This is a genomic window from Vibrio sp. ZOR0018 (assembly GCF_963865925.1).
Classification (GTDB): domain Bacteria; phylum Pseudomonadota; class Gammaproteobacteria; order Enterobacterales; family Vibrionaceae; genus Vibrio; species Vibrio anguillarum.
Map to the genome: position 1 here is coordinate 1 of NZ_CAWMCN010000130.1, position 623 is coordinate 623.

Sequence of the window (623 nt, forward strand, 5' to 3'; positions counted from 1 at the left end):
CCTTAATTGGGCGTTAGCCGACAAGCGAAAATTTCAAATTCAGAGGTAAATATGATTCCATTAAATTCATCTGTTGTTTCAGGGGTGGCAGTCTCGGAAATTGATGGTGAAATGAAGCTTCTACTTATGAAGCGAGTAAAAGGTGGCTTCTGGTGTCATGTTGCAGGTTCAATTGAACAAGGCGAAACAGGCATTGACGCCATCACTCGAGAGTTCAGAGAAGAAACACAAATTGAGGCTTCCCCCCTATATAATGCTCAGTTTCTAGAACAATTCTACGAAGCCAGTGTTAATGTTATTCAGCTCATACCTGTTTTCGTAGTGATGTGCCCACCAGAGCAAGGGGTGGTTTTAAATGAAGAACATACAGAGTATAAGTGGTGCAGTTTAGACGAAGCTCTTGGATTGGCTCCATTTCCAAACCAACACGAAGTGTATAAGCATGTTTGGTCGTATTTCGTAGAAAAGCCAGCTAATGCACTCTATCGTGTAGATGTCGGCTAACAAACGGCTCAAGAGGGATTGCCAACGCGTGGCGGCTTTAGTACAAAATTGAAGTTCGATGTTTACAGTGGTTTTTTGAGTGCGGTAGTGCGTTGTCAACCCCTTAGCCGGGCGTTATG

1 protein-coding gene is annotated in these 623 nt (G+C 43.5%); it reads left to right on the forward strand.

Annotated elements, in window-relative coordinates; genetic code table 11:
• Nucleotides 1-51: 51 nt before the first annotated feature.
• Complete coding sequence (locus AACR75_RS15970) at nucleotides 52-504, forward strand: NUDIX hydrolase (RefSeq protein WP_047691016.1); 453 nt, start codon at nucleotides 52-54, stop codon at nucleotides 502-504.
• Nucleotides 505-623: the final 119 nt, after the last annotated feature.